Annotated in this window: 17 protein-coding genes and 1 pseudogene; 9 read left to right on the top strand and 9 right to left on the bottom strand. The window is 70.8% G+C overall.

Annotated features, from left to right (window positions below):
- Window positions 1-28: 28 nt before the first annotated feature.
- From ABZ318_RS26705 to ABZ318_RS26690, 4 genes are read right to left on the bottom strand one after another with little or no spacing between them, the layout of a single operon-like run.
- Entirely contained in the window at window positions 29-1,522 is a 1,494-nt protein-coding gene (locus ABZ318_RS26705) for a prenyltransferase/squalene oxidase repeat-containing protein (RefSeq protein WP_356905014.1), read from the bottom strand.
- A complete protein-coding gene (locus ABZ318_RS26700; RefSeq protein ID WP_356905013.1) occupies window positions 1,519-2,505 on the bottom strand; it encodes a terpene synthase family protein in 987 nt (328 codons plus the stop codon). Before ABZ318_RS26700 ends, ABZ318_RS26705 begins: the two co-directional genes overlap by 4 nt.
- Window positions 2,502-3,629 carry a polyprenyl synthetase family protein gene (locus ABZ318_RS26695; protein ID WP_356905012.1) on the bottom strand — a complete coding sequence of 376 codons (1,128 nt, stop codon included), beginning with the start codon at window positions 3,627-3,629 and terminating at the stop codon, window positions 2,502-2,504. Before ABZ318_RS26695 ends, ABZ318_RS26700 begins: the two co-directional genes overlap by 4 nt.
- Window positions 3,622-4,950 (bottom strand): cytochrome P450, encoded by a 1,329-nt coding sequence (locus ABZ318_RS26690; RefSeq protein WP_356905011.1) that lies wholly within the window; start codon window positions 4,948-4,950, stop codon window positions 3,622-3,624. Before ABZ318_RS26690 ends, ABZ318_RS26695 begins: the two co-directional genes overlap by 8 nt.
- Window positions 4,951-5,391: 441 nt before the next feature.
- Between ABZ318_RS26690 and ABZ318_RS26685 the strand changes: the two genes are divergently transcribed.
- A complete protein-coding gene (locus tag ABZ318_RS26685) occupies window positions 5,392-5,985 on the top strand; it encodes a hypothetical protein (protein ID WP_356905010.1) in 594 nt (197 codons plus the stop codon).
- Window positions 5,986-6,039: 54 nt separating this feature from the next.
- On the opposite strand, the gene ABZ318_RS26680 is transcribed toward ABZ318_RS26685, so the two are convergent.
- Window positions 6,040-7,239 carry a hypothetical protein gene (locus ABZ318_RS26680; RefSeq protein ID WP_356905009.1) on the bottom strand — a complete coding sequence of 400 codons (1,200 nt, stop codon included), beginning with the start codon at window positions 7,237-7,239 and terminating at the stop codon, window positions 6,040-6,042.
- 408 nt (window positions 7,240-7,647) lie between these two features.
- Window positions 7,648-9,249, bottom strand: a complete 1,602-nt coding sequence (locus ABZ318_RS26675) for a hypothetical protein (protein WP_356905008.1) — start codon at window positions 9,247-9,249, stop codon at window positions 7,648-7,650.
- Between the two features lie 253 nt (window positions 9,250-9,502).
- Here ABZ318_RS26675 and ABZ318_RS26670 point away from each other — a divergent pair, with 253 nt between their 5' ends.
- Entirely contained in the window at window positions 9,503-10,009 is a 507-nt protein-coding gene (locus ABZ318_RS26670; protein ID WP_356905007.1) for a hypothetical protein, read from the top strand.
- 501 nt (window positions 10,010-10,510) lie between these two features.
- Here the strand turns inward: ABZ318_RS26670 and ABZ318_RS26665 are convergent.
- Window positions 10,511-10,732 carry a hypothetical protein gene (locus tag ABZ318_RS26665; RefSeq protein ID WP_356905006.1) on the bottom strand — a complete coding sequence of 74 codons (222 nt, stop codon included), beginning with the start codon at window positions 10,730-10,732 and terminating at the stop codon, window positions 10,511-10,513.
- Window positions 10,733-10,854: 122 nt separating this feature from the next.
- Window positions 10,855-12,429 (bottom strand): hypothetical protein, encoded by a 1,575-nt coding sequence (locus tag ABZ318_RS26660; protein ID WP_356905005.1) that lies wholly within the window; start codon window positions 12,427-12,429, stop codon window positions 10,855-10,857.
- 351 nt (window positions 12,430-12,780) lie between these two features.
- Between ABZ318_RS26660 and ABZ318_RS26655 the strand changes: the two genes are divergently transcribed.
- Genes ABZ318_RS26655 through ABZ318_RS26645 form a run of 3 tightly spaced genes read left to right on the top strand, consistent with a single transcriptional unit; the run spans window position 12,781 to window position 14,920 of the window.
- Window positions 12,781-13,398 carry a protein kinase gene (locus tag ABZ318_RS26655; protein ID WP_356905004.1) on the top strand — a complete coding sequence of 206 codons (618 nt, stop codon included), beginning with the start codon at window positions 12,781-12,783 and terminating at the stop codon, window positions 13,396-13,398.
- Window positions 13,295-13,768, top strand: coding sequence for a transposase family protein (locus ABZ318_RS26650; RefSeq protein ID WP_356905003.1), 474 nt, complete (start codon window positions 13,295-13,297; stop codon window positions 13,766-13,768). Before ABZ318_RS26655 ends, ABZ318_RS26650 begins: the two co-directional genes overlap by 104 nt.
- Before the next feature lie 6 nt (window positions 13,769-13,774).
- Complete coding sequence (locus ABZ318_RS26645; protein WP_356905001.1) at window positions 13,775-14,920, top strand: ISL3 family transposase; 1,146 nt, start codon at window positions 13,775-13,777, stop codon at window positions 14,918-14,920.
- Between the two features lie 3 nt (window positions 14,921-14,923).
- On the opposite strand, the gene ABZ318_RS26640 is transcribed toward ABZ318_RS26645, so the two are convergent.
- Window positions 14,924-15,706: an SMI1/KNR4 family protein gene (locus ABZ318_RS26640; protein WP_356905000.1), complete on the bottom strand. Its 783-nt coding sequence runs from the start codon at window positions 15,704-15,706 to the stop codon at window positions 14,924-14,926.
- Here ABZ318_RS26640 and ABZ318_RS26635 point away from each other — a divergent pair.
- The 4 genes and pseudogenes from ABZ318_RS26635 to ABZ318_RS26620 all read left to right on the top strand — a co-directional run bounded on the left by ABZ318_RS26635 (window position 15,705) and on the right by ABZ318_RS26620 (window position 17,962).
- A complete protein-coding gene (locus ABZ318_RS26635) occupies window positions 15,705-15,827 on the top strand; it encodes a hypothetical protein (protein WP_356904999.1) in 123 nt (40 codons plus the stop codon). The genes ABZ318_RS26640 and ABZ318_RS26635 overlap by 2 nt on opposite strands.
- Window positions 15,824-16,634, top strand: a pseudogene (locus ABZ318_RS26630) (TnsA-like heteromeric transposase endonuclease subunit). The gene ABZ318_RS26635 and the pseudogene ABZ318_RS26630 overlap by 4 nt, the downstream one beginning before the upstream one ends.
- A gap of 130 nt (window positions 16,635-16,764) precedes the next feature.
- A complete protein-coding gene (locus ABZ318_RS26625; RefSeq protein ID WP_356904998.1) occupies window positions 16,765-17,511 on the top strand; it encodes a hypothetical protein in 747 nt (248 codons plus the stop codon).
- Between the two features lie 172 nt (window positions 17,512-17,683).
- A complete protein-coding gene (locus tag ABZ318_RS26620) occupies window positions 17,684-17,962 on the top strand; it encodes a hypothetical protein (RefSeq protein ID WP_356904997.1) in 279 nt (92 codons plus the stop codon).
- The last annotated feature ends 93 nt before the right edge of the window (window positions 17,963-18,055 follow it).

Here is an 18,055-nt window from a genome sequence, read left to right as displayed (position 1 = left end):
TGTCCGCTGTCCACTGCTGATCCGGCTGTCAGAGCCCAGCAACAGTGAGTGCCGTAAGAGCGACCGCGTAGTCGACGCGGGTGGGGCAGTAGGGCTCTTTGCCGGTCCATAGGCGGCAGTCGCAGGGCCTGCGGGTGTCGTGCCAGCGGGTGAGCCAGTCGGCGGCGCGGTGGAGGGCTGCGATGGACGCAGGGCTGTGCGGGGCGGCGGTGTGGAGGGCGAGGACGGCGTATCCGGTCTCGCCCGCGGTGGCCCGAGGGCTGGCGCCCCAGCCGCCGTCCGGGTGCTGGGCCTGGAGGAGGGCTCGGACGGCGCGTCGGGCGGCCGGGCCCTCGGGCAGTGCGGTGACGACCTGGGCGGTGGTGTAGATCCAGGAGGTGTGCCACTTGTCGCGGTCCCACCGCCCGTCGGGGCCTTGGCGTTCGAGCAGGAGGCGCCGGACAGGCTCGGGCGCCTCGGCGGTCTGGTGCGGTGGCTGCGCGGCAGTGTGGGCGTGCAGGGCGTGGGCGGTGGTGGTCAGCGAGGGCTGGAGCTCGTTGGGGTAGGTGCGGTAGTGGTCCTGGTGTCGGAAGCGGTCGACCGCGGTGGTGCCGACCGGGCGTCCGGCGAGGGCGAGGACGACGACGGCGGTGGCGGTGATGTCGCCGTCGGCCGTGAAGTGGTGGCTCATCCCGATCCCGTCCGAGGTCAGCGATGCCTGGAGGAGGTCGAGCTGGCGGGCGCAGACGTCGGCGAGCAGGGGATGGTGGAGCAGGCCAGCCAGGGCGAGGGCGTGGAGGACCCAGGTGCGTTCGAAGTTGCCGATCGGCCAGACCGTGGGCAGCAGGGGCGCGCGGGCGGCGGTGGCCGCTCGTGTGAGGTAGTCCTCGAGACGGCCGGCCCCGGGGGGTTGGGTGCTTTGTCTCAGGGCTGCTGCGGTGGCGGCGGGGCTGTGCCCGATGCCGCCGCTGCCGTCGACAGGCAGGCCGTCGGTGGCGGTACCCCACCCTTCCCAGGAGTGCAGGGGCGCAGTGCCCGGCGGGTGTGGTGCCCGGCGGGCGATGAGCCGGCGTCGGTGTTCGCCGAGGTCGCACAGGGCTCGGTAGGGGGCGACGGGCACGGCGAGCCCGGCGGTGCGGGCCTCGTACAGGAGCGGGGGCAGCAGGACCTCCACGGCGACGGGGATGTCGTGGCCGGGTGTGCCGCCCCAGTGGGCCGGGGCGTGGCGGCGCAGGAAGGTCGCGCCGCTGTGCGCGGCGTCGCGGTGGGCCGGGCTGCGGTGGAGGGCGAGGACGGCGGCGAGGGTGGGGAGGTCGCGCGCTTGGGGTATGTGTGGGGTGCCCCAGCCGCCGTCGGGGTGCTGCCGGGAGGCGAGCCAGTCGAGGAGCTCGCCGGTGTGCGGACGGTGGGGCAACAGGGCGGCAACGCGGGCGGTGTCGTACACGGAGGGGGTGAGGACACCGCCGCCGGTGCCGAGTTCGCCGACCAGGGTCCGCAGGCGGTGCAGTGCCTGGTCGCGGACGGCTGCTGAGTGGGTGCTCATGGGCCGTCCTCGCGGTCGGTGGACGCGTGGTGGTAGCGGGGGGCTGCGGTGTGCCAGGCGATGGCGTCGGCCGCAAGGCGTTCGAGGTCGCCGAGGTGGCGCAGCAGGGCCGGGTGGTCCAGGTGCAGACGGGGCAGCGTGTCCTTGAGCTGGAGGTAAGCCTGCTGTTCTTCGGCGAGGGCGCGGGCGGCCGCGTCGATGGCCTGTTGGAGGGTCAGGCCCTGTTCGGCGCAGAGCACCAGGACGATGTTGACCGGCCGTTCGGTCCCCAGTTCCTTGGCGAGGGAGAACAGGTCGTTCACCAGGACGTGGTGGTTGTCGAGGATGTGGTGCAGGGCGCTGACGACGGGGTGGTCCAGGAGGTGGTCGGGGACCGGGTTGCCGGTGGCCAGGGGCAGGAGTGCGGTCAGCGGCCGGATGCCCAGGAGGTGGGGGCGCAGGTGCCGGTACTCGCTGAGGGAGGGTGTGCGGTGGTGGCGTTGCAGGTCGACTTCCCAGAGGTGGGCCTGCAGGTATGCGCGCAGGGCGGTGCGGTAGCGCGCGGCGTGGTGGCCGGGGTCGAGGCGGCGCAGGGCATGGGCGATGAGTGAGGCCACGTGGGCGAGCGGGGCATCGTGCGGGGTCAGCGGTGCGCCGTCGAGGACGTCCAGGGTGCGGTCGTGGGCGGCGGTGAGCGCGGCGGCGTGACGCGGTCGGCCGTCCGGGGCCGGTTCGCCGGCCCAGTCGTCGTGCAGGCTGAACAGCACGCTGTTCAGCATGAGCAGCCGCAAACCCTCGGGCGAGGCGGTGGGGTGGAGGCGGCCGGTGAACTCGCCGAGCCGGATTCCGGCGAGGGTCTTCTGAAAGCCGGGCGGCATCGCGCGGTGGCGCAGGTGCGCCAGTACTTCCCGCTCGGCGGCCTCGGCGTGGGGGTGGGGGCAGTGGGTGAAGGCCGAGGCGAAGGGGCAGGGCAGGTCGGGCAGGGCGAAGCGGACGCTGGTCATGGCGGGAATCCCTGATCGTCGTCTTCGCCGTGGCGCGGGCGGCTGGGAGATGTGGTGAGGTGGTCGGCCCAGCCGAGCAGTTCCGCAGCCGAGTCGGGCGGGAGAGCGGCGTGATGGACGGCGGCGCGTGCGCGCGTGCGCAGCTCGGTGACGCGTTGCTCGACGAGGCGGCGGGCGCCGGTGGCTTCCAGCAGCCGGCGGGCTTCGGCGGCTCCGGCGTCGTCCAGGCTGCGGTCGCCCAGCAGGCACAGCAGACGATCGCGTTGGGCCGGGTCGGCTCGGCGCAGGGCCAGGACGGTCAGCAGGGTGCATTTGCCGTCGCGCAGGTCCTCGGAGGGCGGTTCGCCCGCGCGGCCGGGTTCCTCGAAGACCGCGTGCAGGTCGTCGCGGAGTTGAAAGGCCTCGCCGAGAGGAAGGGCGAACGCGGACAGGTGCCGCAGCAGAATGGGGTCGGCGCCGGCGAGGACCGCGCCGAGGTGCAGCGGCCCCTCGACGGTGTACTTGGCGGTCTTGTCGCGGGCGATGGCCATCGCGTGCCGTTCGTCCGTGATGCCGGTGGCGGCGGTGACCAGGTCGGCGTACTGCCCGCGCACAGTGGCCTCTCGCATCGCGTCCACCACGGTGCCCGCGGCGCGCAGCTGTCGCGGGGTCAGGCCGGCGCTGCGCAGGAGCCGGTCAGACCAGGCCAGGGCCAGGTCGCCGAGCAGGATGGCGCCGCTCACTCCGAGCCGGTCGGCGTCGGGGCGCCCGGGGTGGAGGGCGGCCAGGGCCCGGTGCGCGGTGGGCCGGCCTCGGCGGTGCGCGCTGTCGTCCATGACGTCGTCGTGGAGCAGGGTGAAGGTGTGGAACATCTCCAGCGCCGCCGCGCAGGCGGTCAGCTCGTCGGGTCTGCCGCGGCCGCCGGCCGCGCGCCATCCCGTGACGCACAGCAGCGGGCGCAGCCGCTTGCCGCCCGGGAACAGGTAGCCGGTCAGCACCTGAAGCAGCTCCGGTGACAGTGCCGGTTCGTGGGTTCCCGGGTGCGGGGCGCGGTCAGCGAGGAAGGATCGCAGGCAGGTCTCCACCTCCTCGCGGACCGCGTGGGCGCCGGGAGAGTGCCAGAGGCCGGTCGCGGGCTCATCCATGAGGAGCGGTGGGGCGGGCGTGGACCTGCAGGCGCATGCCTCGGGGGAACAGGGCCGCACCGGGCACGACCTGGGGTGGGCGGCCGGCCGGGGCCAGGCGCCAGCGGGAGGCAATGTGGGTGAGAGCGACGGTGACCTGGGTGAGGGCGAAGCGGTCGCCGATGCACTTGCGGGCCCCGGCGCCGAAGGGGAGGAAGGCTTCGCGGGCGGGTGGTGTAACCCAGCGGTCGGTGTCGAAGCGTTCCGGTTGCGGGTGCAGGTCCGGGCGGTGGTGGATGATCCAGGGGCTGAGGGCGACCATGGTTCCGGCCGGGACGGGGGTGTGTCCGATCACGGTGTCGCGGGTTACGAGGCGGGTCATCAGCCAGCCGGGAGAGTACAACCGCAAGGTCTCGGTGATGACGCGCTCGGTGACCGCGAGCGTGCTCGGCAAAGCCTGGTCGGCCGCTTGCCCGGCCAGGTACTGGTCCGCTTCCTCCTGGACGCCGGTCTGCTCCCGGGGGTGAGTTGCCAGCGCGTACATGGCCCAGGCGAGGGTGGCGGCCGTGGTCCGGGTGCCGGCGATGAAGAAGGTCATCACCTGGTCGGCCACTTCCTGCTCGGTCAGCGGCGGGCCCGGCTGCGGGTGGGCCGGGTCGTCGGGTGTCAGCAGCGCGGACAGCAGGTCCGCGTGGTCGGCGGGATCGGCCCGCCGGGCGGCGACGATCCCGCTCACCCGCTCCCGCAGCCGGGCCAGGGCCCGCTCGTAGCACCGGTTCGCCGGAAGGGGGACCCGGTTCAACACCTCGGGCAGGAACGTGCGGCGCAGGATGCCGCGCAGCACGACGGTGACGTCCTCGATCGCTTCTTCGTGCAGCCGCTCGTTGGGCGCTGCGGAGAACATCGCCCGCACCAGGGTGCACGTGGCCAGCAGGTCGGTCTGCCGGCCGACGTCGATGACCTCGCCGTCCTTCCAGGCGGCCGTGACCTGGGCGGCCGAGTCCGCCATCACCTGGGCGTAGGCGGGCATGCGGCCGGAGTGGAAGGACGGCTGGCACCGGCGGCGAAGCCGCGGATGCTCGCCAGCCGGGCAGGTGCCGACGCCGTCGCCGACCGCCTCCCCGATCCGGTCGAAGAACGGGCCTCCCTTGTCGAACGTCCGCATGTCCAACAGCACCTGGCGGGTCAGCACCGGATCGCACACCATGAGCACCCGGTGCGGACCCAGACCGATCCACACCACGTCCCCGTGCGTGGGCAGCGAGGACAAGAACGCCAGCGGATCACGTGCCAGGCGCAGTCCGTGCCCGAGAACCGGAAGTGCGCCAGGAGCCGTGGCCACGCGCGTGGACGAGGTCGCACCACCGTCGCCGTTCACCCGCCCGACCACCGGCCACCACCACCCTCCGCGTCGTCAGCGAACCTGACCACAGGGTGACAACAACCCTTCCGCCCGTAGCAGGGAGCGAACCAGCCGGCCGGAAGCGCGAAAGCGCGCCCGCCACGGCCACGCGCTCCGGGCGCACTCCGCCCCGCACCCCGGATCAGGAATCCACCCGCCCGGCGGCAGGGCGTCCCCGGCACCGGCCGGTGCCCGCCCCCACAAGGCCGCCCCACCCCTCGCACCGTTACCTACCAGCCCCTCCGAAGGCGCCCCGACGGCGGAACGGCGACTCGGACCGCCAATCCACCTGATGGTCGATGACCGGAGTGGCTTCGCCACCCGCGGGGGAAAACACGCGACGCTTTCATCCCCACACTCTTCGTGAACGGAGCACCCTCCATGTCCAAAAAGGAAATCCAGGTACCCAAGCTCGCCGAGCTCACCAGCGAGGAGCACCCGGAGGGCACCTATGCTCTGACCATCGAGAACGTATACCTCGTCGACATCCAAGGGACTATCGACGACGACAACTGCGCCGAGGTCTACGGCAGCGTCAGCGTCATCCAGGCCGGCAAGACGTTCACCTACTTCACCGCGCCCCAGAAGAGCCCGGTACGGGTGTGCGAGAAGGATGCCCCGCTCAACCGCGGCAAGCAGGTCGGCGACCTGCCCAAGAACGGCAACTGGGACAACAAGAACAACAACATGATCATGCTCAAGGGTGCCCCGGCCACCACCGGATGGGTCCTGCAGGCCGAGCTCTACGACGACGACAGCACCAGCAAGGACGACCTGATCTGCAAGGGCAGCAGCGAACTCCTGCGCCCCGGATCCGGCTTCTCCACCGGCGGCGTCTGGGCCTGCGAAGGCCAGGGCAAACTCGTCGTGGAATGGAAGATCACCGACATCGCCGGACGTGACGCCGGCCTCCGGCTCCTTGAGAACGACAATCTCACGGTGCACACCAAGCTCCCCGACTTCCACGGGCTCTAGACCCACCCGGGTCCGCCCGCCGACAGGGCCAGCCCCGCCCAGCGGGCGGACACCTCAGAGACGGCCGCACCAGGATCCGCCTGGCCGAACAGCGGGGCGCCGGCCGTCGAGATCGGTGCGCACCTGGTGAGGCCGTACCGGGTGGCGCCACCGCCCGGCGCTGTCGTGGGCGACATCGGCGCTCACCTCCAGCACCACCGCCGGCGCCACCAGAACGGCGTCAAGCACTTCCCGGCTGCCCCACCCCACCGTGAACCTGCGCCCCTGCCACGGGTGCTCGGCCCCCGGGGCGCACAGCCGTCCGGCAGGACCCGACGGACCGCTGCGGACAGCCCCGTGCTGCGGCCGACGTTGTGCAGGCGGCGGTCCTGGTCGTAGAGGCCGAGCAGCAGCGTGGTCGGGGCGGCGAGCGTGCCGGTGCCCGCGGAGATCAGGACGTGCAGGGAGTCGGCGTCCAGATCGACAGAGACCTTCGTCTTGCCCGCGCCGAAGCCGATCAGCGGCGCGGACTCGGGCATCTTCGCCAGGATCTCGCGCACCCCGGGGGTCGGACAGGCGCAGCATCTTGGGCGGGGTCTTGCGCTTCTTGACGACGACGTGCGTGTTCCTGCCCGCGCGCTGCCAGGTGAAGGAGACGTTTTCCAGGGCGAGCTTCTTCTTGACGAGGTCGGTGACCAGGTCCTCGCTGAACCGCATATGGGCGGGCACGTCGATGCGTATCTCGGCGTCGTCGGCAAAGTTCCTGAGCATGTGAAGGTAGCGGCGCGGGTCGGTCAGCTCCGAGATGCCCAGCGGCACGGCGAGCGCCTCGTGCAGAGGGATCATCCACTCGCGCATGAACTCCCGGCGCCTGCGGGTCAGCAGCCCGTAGGCGATACCGCCGGCGGTCAGCGCGCAACCCGCGCCGATGCCGCCGGACTGCAGGGTGTCGAGCACCGGGTCGGGGTTGGCCCACAGGTCGCGGGCGAGGGTGAAGGTCTCCTCCTGGTGCTCCCACGGGGCCCAATAGCCCACCCCGCCCGTCGCGCCCAGGCTGGCGAGGCGGGAGGCCAGGCGCTGCCAGCCGGCCCGGTAGGCGGAGCGCGGGATACGGCGCTCCTCGACGTCCGGCAGGACGCGGCGGCCCGCACGGAAGAACGTCGCGTCCGTCGGGCGTTCCCCGCGCAGCGGACGCCCTGAAAGGAACCTGCCGATCCCGAGCGCGAGGGCCTCGACTTCCTCTTCCACCATCTTGTCGAACTTCGTCTGAGCCATCGGTCGTGCCCTTTCGGTGCGTGTCCGGGCACCCCACACCCAGAAGCGGACACCTCCCGTTTTAAATGCGTGGCCCTGTGGATAGAGTCCGGCGATTCGCAGACCAGTCCGCGTGAAACCGGCTTAAACCATCCCGTTCCTGCCTCTGTGGCTGCACGACGACGGGCCCGGACCTCCAACTCGGGAGGTCCGGGCCCGTCGTACGAACACTGCGCCGGCGGCCGTGCGGGAGTGCCGGTCACCGCCGACGGGCGGGTCAGGCGGGGGGAGGCGGTCAGCGCCGTGTTGATGGTGACGAACGTGGTTGGCCGCGTGAGCTCGTCGGCGGGCGGGGTGTGGCGTCCCCACAGGGTGCTGTCGATCGCTGGGTGCGGCCGGCTGCCGGGCCTGGGGCGCGGCAGCCGGTGTTCATCGCCGGTCGTGCAGCTGGTTCCGGTCGTGGGCGAGTTGGTCGATGAGATCGGTGTCGCTGGAGGGCAGGGGGCGGCCGAGGAGCCGTGAGATGTCGCGGTGGAGGTTCAGGGAGGCGCTGTCGTCGTCTGCGGCAAGAAGGGTGGACAGGAGGGGGTCTTCGGGGGTGGTGTCGGCTTCCACCAGGGCGAGGAGTTCGACTTTGTCGCTGTGGTCGAGGCGGCCGAGCTGGTGCAGGCCGGTCTTGTCGCGAAGTTCGGGCCAAGTGGTGCCGCGGTTTTCGCGGGCCGCCTTCTTCAGAGCGCCGCGGACGGCCGGGGCGAGGGCTCCCACCTTCTCGGCGCGGGCCCGCTGGCTTGCCTGCTCGGCGACGGCGGCAGTCTTGGCGGCCCGCTCCCGTTCCATGGCTTCCTGCCTGTCAGCCATCTCCTGGAGCCGTGTTTCAAATTGTTCTTGCTCGGCGCGGCGTTTTTCCTCCCGTGCGCGCTCTCGGGCGGCGAGCTGGGCGGCTTGCTTCTCGGCGCGCGCTTTTTCCATGCGGGCTGTGAGGGCAGCGACGACATCCTTCTCCTCCTGCGAGGCGTCGGGGTCGTCCTCCAGCAGACCGACGGCTACGTAGTACAGGGCCTCCGTCGGCTTCTCCCTCAGCTGCTGAACTACCTTCTGCCGGCGCTGCGCGTGCGTCTCCAGCCGCCGCAGGCACCGGGGCAGGGCGACACGCAGCCGGTTGGCGTCGTCCGGATGCAGGTCCGTCTCCAAAAGGCGCGGGATCGCCTCGATGACGTCCTTGATCTTCCTGGGGCTGTCGTGGTCGATGTCGAGGTGGCGCAGCAGTTCGTGGACGGGGTCGGTGCGCCGGGGGTCGCGGGCAGTGCCGCGGGTGATGGTGACGATCTCCCGGCCAGCCGGAGCCTCCACCGCCCGCGGAGTGGGGGCCGGAGTCCCGGCGGCGGGCCTGGTCTTAGAGGCGAGGCCAGCGGGGGTCAGGACGATGTCGTCCAGGGCGTCCCAGTGGTCCGTGCCCCGGCCGTGGATCTCGGTGCCGAACTGCATGACGCGGCCGCCGCCGGGGCGGTCAACGAAGCGCACCCGGTGAAGGTAGCCGCGCTGGATAAGGGCGTGGGCGTCGCGGACGCCGGGGCCCAGGATGGTCTCCCACCTGGCCGGATCCCAGGTGACGGGCCGGTTCCGGTCGAGGTGGACGAAGATCGTCCGCCCGTCGGGGAGGCGGACCATGACGGCGGACCCCAGAGGTTCGGGGAAGGTGAGCTCGGCCTCGACGCCCTGGGTGCGCAGCCACGACCTCAGGTGGGTTTTGGCGAAGAGGTGATTGGCGTCGTCCTTGCCGCGGTTCTTGCGGCCGCAGGGGCTGTCCGTGCCGCCGCTTCCGTAATGGGCGAAGTGGCAGATCTTGTCGGTGCACAGGCGGGTTGTCAGCTGTCGGCCGCAGCCGCCTTCGAACTGGGTTCCGCACCAGATGGTGACGCCGGTGTGCTCACGGCGGAAGGCTTCCAGATCTTCGGGGGTTTCGGGGCACAGGGCCGGCTCGTCAGAGTCGGGGCTGCCGAAGACCGCGGTCTGGATGAGGCGTCGGTCCATCCTGCTCCAGTTGCTCCAGAAGGGCGACTTCTCCTCATTGTGCTCCTGGGCACCGACAACGTGGCGATTTCAGCGGGCTGCATAACGTCGCACAGGCCGGAGGGCGGGCAGATTCGCGGTCCGGGCTCCCATGATGCGCGTCTTCGCCCCGGCGCGCGGGCTTCGGCGTGCGCCGCCGGGCACGTGTCTGCGCGGTCCGGTCGTTGGCATGGGAACCTTCGGGTCTGGCGGGTTGTGCCCTACGCTCTGCGCCATGACACGAGGTGGTGCCCGCCGGGGCGGGCGGAAGGGCCAGACCTACACCGCCAAGCCCAACCTGCAGTCCTACGACGTCACTCCGGCTTCCGAGGTCACCGTGAGACGGGCGGACGGCACGGTGGTGACCGAGCCCGCGAAGAAGGCGAAGGCCACGGTCCCTGCCCGGCGCAGCAAGGGCCCGACGGTATGCGCCATCTGCGGCTACGCGATCAAGGACCGGGTCCTCTACAGCTGGGAACGCGGCCGCGCCCGCAACAAGCCGGTGCACGGCCGATGCGATCCCAAGGCACGGCCCGAGCGCCCCCCGCGTCCCGCTTCGTCGAAGAACACCTACGCGGCCCCGCCGCCGAAGAAGCGGGCCCCGGGGCCGCGCAAGCCCGTGGGCACCTGTCCCAAGTGCGGTGCGCCGCCGGGAGAGCGCTGCACCGTCCAGTACGCCGACGGCACCACAGAACAGGTCGAGATCGGGCACCTGCAACGCCGGGCCGCCCCGGGCGCGTAGGCGGCGTACCGGCGGACGGTCGCAGACCTCTGCCCACGGCTGCGGGTCCGGCATGCCGGGCCATCTGCGAGGTCCGCCGGGGCCGCAGCGGTGCGGACGGCCTTTCGGGCGCGGTCAGCTCGGGTCTTGCTCGCCTCCAGGGCTGGTGGGGCCTGCCAGACTAGGGTTTCCAGTGGCCGCTGCAGGCGCCGCCCTGGGCCTGGCAGGGGGCTCATCACCGCAGACGCCTCGTCGCTGAACAGGCGGATTGTTGATCGTCATCTGCTCCCCCGTGGTGGTGTGGGCACTGCCTTGTGCGAAGCGCCGTGTTCGTTCGATTACGGCTTCACCGTACGGGGCCGCGATGCCCGCACTCCAACCAGTTCGGCGTAGACGTGGTCGGGCCAGGGCGGGGCCGTCGCGGTTTGGAGGGCCGGCCGCGCAGCAGCTCCTGCGCCAGGTCCCTGCCTCCACCTTCGTATCCCGCACCGACACCCGGCCCGCGCCCGGCACCGACTCACGTCACCTGCGGCGCCTCTGGTGGTTCCAGCGGGCCCGCCACCAGGCCAGCCGGTGCTCGGACTCCTGGGGAAAGACAGACTGGACAACGGTGACGATCAGGCCGAGGACGAAGCCGGCGAAGGCAAGGGCGGTCAGCCACCACGGGGCGCCGATCAGGGCCAGGACAAGGAAGCTGATGCCGGTGGCGACGAAGTAGATCAGTGGTCGGTTCGGATGGGTCATGCGGATCTTCCCCCTGATGTGGGTGTGCGCGTGCGGTTCGCTGGGTGTCATGAGGCCGGGCGTTGTTGCTCGGCCTGCACCCAGTTGAGCGCAGCGAAGAGCAGGAGTTGTATCGGTGGGTGTCACACCCGGCCGTGGGCCCAGGCGCCGGTGGCGCGGTCTCTGCGGCCATAGCGGTCGAAGGCGTCCTGCCATGCCTCGTGCATCGCCAGCTCCAGGATCAGTGCGCTGCGTTCGTGGACGACGGCGGCCAGCCACTGCACGAGGTCGGTGGAGGAGCCGGCGCAGAGCTCAGCGGCGGCTGAACGTCCCGGCCACTGCCACAGCGCCCTGGTGACCTGGAGCCGGGATGCGACGCGTGCGTCGATCCGCTTGGCCTGGCGTCTGAACTCGCTGAAGCTTCCCCGGACTGCTCGCAGGTGCTGGAGGGACTCGGTGTCGACGCTGTCGTCCTCGAAGCGGGCGATGACCTCGTCCATGCCGCGCAAGGTCATCTCGCGCGCCTCGGCCATCGCGGCCCGGCGTTCCTCTGCGGTGATCAGGCCGATGTCGTGGGCGCGGCCGGCGGGGATCTCAAGGACGCTGTGGAAGGCGGGTTCCTCCTCGGGGTCGAACTGGTGGTTCCATTCGATGAGCAGGGCCTCGATGTAGCCGAGTACCTTCTCGGCGGGCAGGTTCCGGGCGGGGGCGAGCAGCGCCTCGATGCCGGGAATGGGCTCCCAGCCTGGGGCGCGCTGGAGGGGCCACAGGGCCTGCCTGTTGCGGTAGGGGAAGGTGAGGACGCGGCCTTCGCGGAGCCACTGGGGAAACGGCTGCGGGAGCTGTCCGTCCCGGGTGAGGTTGGGTGCTGCGGCCGTCCATGCGGCGGGGCGCAGCAACATCCAGCCGGGCGGGGTGGCCTGCATCTGTGCGGGCGCTTTTCCGGTGCGGTCGACCAGCCAGTCCTCGACGTGCTGCAGGGTCACCTGGCGTTCGGCCCGCCAGACCGCGGTCCCGCCGCGTCCGGACCAGTCGTAGTCCGCCATCCCCTGCAGCAGCTTCTGGCGCCTGTCCTCCCGGGCGTGAAGGGTGTCGCGGTACAGGTCGTCGAAGTCCTCGCCCTCCTCGTAGAGCATCCGCTCGTTCGCCTCGGCCCGGGGGCCGGTGAGCCGTTCGCGCGCGATGTTGGCCGCCACGATGAAGCGGGCCGGGGAGTGCCAGGCGACGTCTTCCTCCAGGGCCGCGACGGTGTCCAGCAGCCGCTGCTGCTCGAGGTCCAGGCCCCGTGCAGGCCCTCCTTCCATGCCGTCGCGCAGCTTCTCGGCAGCGTGCAGGAGGTGGACCTCCGGACGCGTGCACAGAGCGACGGAGGCCAGCCGCCACAGATTGCGCGCCGCGCGGTGGCGCAGAAGTGGGAGCAGACCGCCCAGGACGTCGTCCGTGAACGGCTCGGCGTAGGCGATGGCGGTCATCACCGCATCGGTCAGGGCCCGGCTCTGGTAGTCGCGGTGGGCGCGGGGGTACTGCCCCGGCAGATGGAGGGAGACCGCGCGAGCTCTGTCGGCCAGGCCGGCGGGCAGCCGCAGCCGCAGCGGTGTGCCGGGGCGCGGTTGCTTGCGCCCGCGGGGCGGGCGCGGATAGCGCAGGACGGTGGAGATGTGCGTCAGCCTGTCCTCGGGGTGCGCCGGCTCCTGGCGCTCCACGTGCTCGGCCAGCAAGCGGCGAACCGTCGCATCCCTGGAGGCGCCCTCCCGCACCATGACGGCGGCTAGCGCCTTCAACGCGCAGGGTGGGATACGGACGTTGGTCTCCACGAGCTCGCGACTGCCAGGCATAACGGCATTATCGGACCGTGCCCGTCTGTGCGCCTGGTTCTCTCCCGGCTGGCGCACGCGGGATCGGCTACGTGCTCTCCCGCTCCGGTGCGGGGCCGGGCGCGGGCCTGCTCTGAATGGTTTGGGCAGCAACCGGCAGAAGAGGGAACAGACGGTGCTTCTACTGCTCTAAATTGCCTGGCATGTCTGCAACTGCCCCCCCGTTCGTGGGGACCCTGGCGTGATATCCGTGCTGTGAATTCCTTCGGGCACGTCCACTTCGTGCGGCACGAGGACGGAACGCAAGGCGTGCTGAAGTCACCGCGGCCGGGCAACGGCGGCAAGATCAACAAGACGACCCAGCAGCGCTTCCAGGAGGAGGTGCGGCGCATGCAACAGCTGACCCAGGACCAGGTCGCGGGGATCGTGCCGGTGCTCGATGCCGATCCGCAGGATCCACCGCAGTGGTTCGTCATGCCGAAAGCCAAGAACCTGCGTGACGTTCTCAGCCCTGGGGGCCGGCCGGCCGAACTGCGGGAGGTGGTAGAGGCGATCCGGCACGTGGCCGGCACTCTGGCCGAGCTGGCCGTGCGAGACATCTCGCACCGGGACATCAAGCCGGACAACCTCCTCCACTACCAGGGCCGACCGGCGGTCGCGGACTTCGGCATTGCCGGGTTGATGACGCTCTCTGAAAACGGCTGTGGCGGATATTTCGTGACGGTCAGTTCTAAACATCCGCCATGCCTGACAATGTCCGTTCATCAGCATGGTGTTCGTGGGGGACGAACAGTTCTGGGACCTGGTGTGGCCGGACGTAGCGGGGCTGGGCATCGACGCGGTGGGCGTCGTTGGGGACGCGGTGTGGATTGATCTGCATGCTCGGCAGCGGACGGTGGCATGTCCTTCGTGCGGTGTGACCGCCTCACGCGTGCACAGCACGTACATGCGGCGCCTGGCCGACCGCCCGCTGGGCGGTCGGCGGGTGCTGCTGCGGCTGCGGGTCCGCCGGTTCTTCTGTGACAACGGCCTGTGCTCCCGCCGGACGATGACTGAACAGGTACGGGACCTGACATCGCGGTACCAGCGCAGGACGGCGGCCCTCGCCCGGATGGTGCAGGCGATTGGGCTGGCGGTCGGCGGCCGGGCCGGTGCCCGGCTCGCCGGCTACCTGCCGGTGCGGACGAGCCGGGACGTGATCCTCGGCGAACTACGGCGACTTCCGGACCCAGCGTCTGCCTAGGTCAGGGTGCTGGGGATCGACGAGTTCGCGTTCCGCAGGGGCGCGACCTACGGCACCGTCCTCATCGACGTCGAAACACGCCGGCCCATCGACCTCCTGCCCGACCGCACCGCGGACACCGTGGCCTCCTGGCTCGCCGACCACCCCGAGATCGAGGTCATCTGCCGGGATCGGTGCAGCACCTTCAGCCAGGCCGCCGCCCGCGCGGCACCCGACGCGATCCAGGTCGCGGACAGGTGGCACCTGCTGCACTCGCTGGCCCGTGCCGTCGAACGAACCGCCCACCAGCACCGCGTCTGCCTGCGTAAAGACGCCGAGACTGACCAGCCGCAGGAGCCTTCAGACCCGGCGTCCCTGGCCGCGCTGATCGGACCACCGGAACCGAGCGACCCACCGGACGGCCAGCTCCTGGCCCGCGTCCGCCAATGGCACAGCGACATCCACCAACTGCGCGAACGCGGCTGGACGATCAGTCGAATCGCCGACCGCCTGGGCCGGGACCGCAAGACTGTCCGCCACTACCTCACCACCGACCTCGACCAGATCCTCGCCTCGGCTCGCGAGCGCCGCCCGAACGGCCACATCAACCGCTTCAAGCCCTACCTGCAACACCGCTTCCGCGGCGGCGCGACCAACGCCGCAGCCCTCTTCCGTGAGATCCGGGAACGCGGCTACCGCGGCAGCCGCGTCGTGGTCACCAAGTACATCGCGACCCTCCGCGCCGGCACCGCCATCCCCGAACCACCGCGGCCGATTCCGAGCCCACGCCGGATCACCACCTGGATCATGCGGCGCCCGGAGAGCCTGACCGACAGCCAGCGCGAACAACTCGACCGAATCCTGGACGCCTGCCCCGACCTGGCCACTGCCCGCGACCTTGCCCACGAGTTCAGCGCTATCGCCCGCGAACGCCGAGGTCAGGACCTCACCGGCTGGATGACCCGAGCCCTCGGCCAAGGACCACAGCCGGTCCGGGGCTTCGCCGCCTTCCTCCAGAACGACTGGGACGCCGTCGTCAACGGCCTCACCCTGCCCTGGAGCTCCGGCCCCGTCGAAGGCCAGGTCACACGCATCAAGCTCATCAAACGCCGGTCATACGGGAGAGCATCCTTCGCCCTCCTGCGCACGCCGGTCCTCGCTCAGCCGCCGTGAGCGTCAGAACGGCAGAACCCACTCGCGATCGTCAACCACCTCAGTTACTGGAGGGTCTGCGGGCGGCCAGGGACCGGGAATGGCTTCGACTGCCCCTTGGACGTCAGCCGCCGTCCTGCCGGTGACAACGAGGTCCATCCCTTCCAAGCCGGGCTCCAGACAGAGCAGCAAACCAGCGGCAGAGAACCAGCGAACGGGCGGTCCCATGGGCTCGAACCACGCTGGATACGGCGGCAAAGCAACCTGAGCGAACTGCTCCTCCAGACAGGCAACCACCTCGGGCGTTGCCTGACAGGTGCGGCCCACAGCCCCACCGGCCGTGGCGGCTTCGCTCAGGACGGTTTCCACACAGGCCAGCGACAAGCGGTCGAGGAAGTCAAGTCGGCTGGAACCCGGCAGGCGATCACCGAACAGGGCGACCGGTGGATCCTCACGGGAAAGATCGGCCAAGGCCACACCCCACCCGGCGCAGCCCTGGTTCTCGCTGCGGAACACCAACAGTTCACCGGAAGGGTCGACCAGCAGCTCGTCCGGCTCCAGCAACGGATTCTGCTGCGCAACCAGGTCACGCCGTCGACCGAACAATGCATACGCCTCCCTGAGAGCGACTGGGAGACGCAACCCGAGACGGTCCTCAGCTTGCTGCACATCAGCCGATGTGAACCCATCAGCCGGCGACACCGGGGTGGACCAGGCAGCAGCAAAGCCTCGGACGAATGCCCATGCATCCGCCCGCGCCGGGCACCCGCCAGCCAGTGCCTCAGCTACATCGAAACTGTCAGCCATGGCGCTGACCCTACGCGGCGGCGCCCTTGTGTCGGATGGCACGGTGACCGTCACGAAATATCCGCCACAGCCGTTTTCAAAGATCCTCATCATGGCGGCAGGCCAGGACCGGTGGACGTGAACATCGGGGCCGGGTTCGAAGCAGTCTTCCTCGACCCCGTCGGGCAGGCAGTGCAGCAGCGGTGGGCGGATGCCGCCGTGGCAGTGGCGTTCGAAGACCTTGATCCGGTGTCGGCGTTCCCGGTGGTCCCGGGACGACGGTGGGGACCGGGTCTGTGGTGGTCGGCCACGACCGGGCGGCACGTGGCGGCCGGATCGAACGCGATGCGTATCCAGCTGATGGTCCTGGACCGGGCCCCGGACGTGACGGGTTCTGGCGGGGCGGCCAGTGCGGCTGTTGTGGCGCAACTCCCGTGGGCTGGTGCGGTCCTGGGTGCCGCAGCTCTTCGCCCGGTACTGAGACGGCACTGCCCTGCTGGCCGACTGTCCCAGCCGTCCCGATGCCGGCGGTGAGCGGGCCCTGGCCGCCGCCGAAGCGGTGGGCGCGGCGTGTGAGGAGATCGGCTGGGGCTACCGGCGTCTGGCGCCGCTGGACGAGGTGGCGGCAGCGAATCTGAAGTGGCTGGCCGGCTACCGACATCCGCGGCGTCGGGGAAGAACGGGGCTGCTGGAGGCGGTGGTGGACGAATTCGAGCAGCCGCGTCCTCTCATTGAGGGGGTGGCAGCGGTCGGTGATCCGATCGAGGTGTTGCCCGTCGCATTCCACGCCCTGTGGGCGGGACTGCTGGTGGCAGCGATCGATGTGCCGCTGCACGAACGCGTCCTGGTCCAGGCCCCTGCGTCCGGGGGCGGACTCGGATTGCCGGGCATAGGGGACAGCAGCAGATACGGCTTCAGGGCTGGTGCGGGCACCCGGGAGGCAGGGTGAGCGGGGTTCGGCGCCGTGGACGGCCGGTGGTGGAGGTCGGGGCGCAGGTCCGTTTCGGCGGGGCGCGGTGGCAGGTCGTGGCCCTTCCCGGCAGGGCTTACACCTGGTCGATGAGGGCGGCGCGGACCAGGTGGTGCTCGCCGGGCACCTGTTCGCCGACCCGGGCTTCGCGGTCCTGGGTGCGGAGCCGGTGCAGGCGGTGCCGCAGTGGGGGCTGTTCGAGACCGCCCCTGTGGCAGCGCGGGAGAAAGCGATGGCTTGGCTGCGGCACATCAGGGAGGTCGAGTGCGGATTGCCTGGCGGACCGGACAGCGGCGGGGTGATGCGGGCCGAGTACGACCCACAAAGGTGGACGCTGGCCGAGCGCGAACGCGCCAAAGCCGCTGAGCTGACGGCGCTGGGCTTTGCACGGGTGTCGGACAGGACGGTGCAGAAGATGCGGCTGGCCTACCGCAAACAGGGCCTGTGGGGGCTGGTGGACCACCGTTCCACACGAGGGCGAAACAGTGGCGGGCGCCAGGACGAGCGGGTCGTGGCCGCGATCAGAGAAGTACTGCGCGGGCAGCGGGGGCGATCCAAGGGCACCGTCAAAGGGCTGATGCCCCTGGTCGCACGCCTCCTCGACGACCGGCACAAGGGTGCCGTGACGATGCCGTCGCGGGCCACCTTCTACCGCCTCGTCCATGAGATCGCCCACCCGGCGGACCATCCGGCCACCGGGTACGGACAGTGCCGGTCACCGACGACGGACGCGGATTCACCCCGACCGTGGCATTGCGGCCCGGGGAGCAGGTACAGATCGACACCACCCGCCTGGACGTCCTCGCACGGTTCGACGACGGCAGCGTGGGCCGGCCGGAACTCACGATCGCTGTAGATGTCGCCTCGAGGGCGATCCTGGCGGCGGTGCTGTGCCCAGCCGGAACGCAGGCGGTTGACGCCGCTCTGCTGCTGGCGGAGATGGCGGTGCCGCATCCGGCACGCCCGGCGTGGCCTGACGTGCTGCGCTTCACGCACAGCGCGGCCTGCCGGCCAAGCGTCTGCTTTCCTTGGACGAACGTCTTCGCGGGGCAGCCGCCCGGCCGGTGGTGGTGCCCGAAACCGTGGTGGTGGACCGGGGAAAGGTGTTCCTGTCGAAGGCGTTCACGGGCGCCTGCGAAGCACTCGGGATCAGCGTGCAGGCCGCACCGCCGTTCGCCCCCACAGCCAAAGGCATCGTGGAGCGGACCTTCGGGTCGATCAACACCCTGTTCTGCCAGCACCTGCCCGGCTACACCGGCTCCGACGTCACCCGCCGCGGCAAGGACGCGGCACGCGAAGCCTCTTAGAGGTCCTAACAAAGGCGTTGGACGTGTCGGTGGGTGATCAGGCAGGTGGCGAGGCCGAGGAAGGCCTCGTGGATGTCGTCTCGTCGCTCCCAT

It is taken from the genome of Streptomyces sp. NPDC006197 (genome assembly GCF_040613865.1).
In the GTDB taxonomy this organism is placed as follows: Bacteria; Actinomycetota; Actinomycetes; order Streptomycetales; family Streptomycetaceae; genus Streptomyces.
Note: the sequence above shows the minus strand (reverse complement) of the source record. Positions and strands in the feature narration are given on the sequence as shown.

Coding starts and splice junctions, on each gene's coding strand:
- ABZ318_RS26705 (WP_356905014.1), bottom strand. CDS start 1,522: ATGAGCACCCACTCAGCAGCCGTCCGCGACCAGGCACTGCACCGCCTG.
- ABZ318_RS26700 (WP_356905013.1), bottom strand. CDS start 2,505: ATGACCAGCGTCCGCTTCGCCCTGCCCGACCTGCCCTGCCCCTTCGCC.
- ABZ318_RS26695 (WP_356905012.1), bottom strand. CDS start 3,629: ATGGATGAGCCCGCGACCGGCCTCTGGCACTCTCCCGGCGCCCACGCG.
- ABZ318_RS26685 (WP_356905010.1), top strand. CDS start 5,392: ATGTCCAAAAAGGAAATCCAGGTACCCAAGCTCGCCGAGCTCACCAGC.
- ABZ318_RS26680 (WP_356905009.1), bottom strand. CDS start 7,239: ATGGCTCAGACGAAGTTCGACAAGATGGTGGAAGAGGAAGTCGAGGCC.
- ABZ318_RS26675 (WP_356905008.1), bottom strand. CDS start 9,249: ATGGACCGACGCCTCATCCAGACCGCGGTCTTCGGCAGCCCCGACTCT.
- ABZ318_RS26670 (WP_356905007.1), top strand. CDS start 9,503: ATGACACGAGGTGGTGCCCGCCGGGGCGGGCGGAAGGGCCAGACCTAC.
- ABZ318_RS26665 (WP_356905006.1), bottom strand. CDS start 10,732: ATGACCCATCCGAACCGACCACTGATCTACTTCGTCGCCACCGGCATC.
- ABZ318_RS26650 (WP_356905003.1), top strand. CDS start 13,295: ATGGTGTTCGTGGGGGACGAACAGTTCTGGGACCTGGTGTGGCCGGAC.
- ABZ318_RS26635 (WP_356904999.1), top strand. CDS start 15,705: ATGGCGCTGACCCTACGCGGCGGCGCCCTTGTGTCGGATGGCACGGTG.
- ABZ318_RS26640 (WP_356905000.1), bottom strand. CDS start 15,706: ATGGCTGACAGTTTCGATGTAGCTGAGGCACTGGCTGGCGGGTGCCCG.